Origin of the sequence: Vibrio sp. S9_S30 (genome assembly GCF_014694455.1) — a bacterium.
Lineage (GTDB): Bacteria > Pseudomonadota > Gammaproteobacteria > Enterobacterales > Vibrionaceae > Vibrio.
The window spans coordinates 1-403 of the sequence record NZ_JAAUWT010000152.1 but is presented as its reverse complement, the minus strand read 5'-3'; the positions used below and the strand labels follow the sequence as shown (position 1 = coordinate 403).

The following is a 403-nucleotide window of genomic DNA, read 5'->3' as shown; positions in this document are numbered from 1 at the left end:
TGGATAAGTTAATAGAAACATTTTGTGATGTCGATGATTTTTGCCAGATGTTCATTCCGCAATGGCAACAACAACTTATTGAAAGTGGGGATAGAAAGCGTCGCAGAACCTGTCGACTTACCCCAGCTGAAATCATGACAATCATTATTTATTTTCACCAATCACATTATCGTGACTTCAAAAACTATTATCTCAACTACGTCAGTAAAGAGCTGAAAGCTTGCTTTCCTAGGCTTCTAAGCTATACACGGTTCCTCGGGATGACAGCTAGTGTGGTGATCCCAATGTGTTCCTATCTCACTTCAAAGCTTGGAAAACCGACAGGTATTCAGTTTGTTGATTCAACAAAAATCGAAGTTTGTCATATCATCAGAGCAAAACGAAATAAAGTGTTTGACGGGAT

General features: G+C 39.0%; 1 protein-coding gene. It reads left to right on the top strand.

The window, feature by feature from the left end; genetic code table 11:
• Positions 1 to 403 (top strand): transposase (locus HC752_RS24465; RefSeq protein WP_274602169.1); only part of this gene is annotated, 403 nt, incomplete at both ends.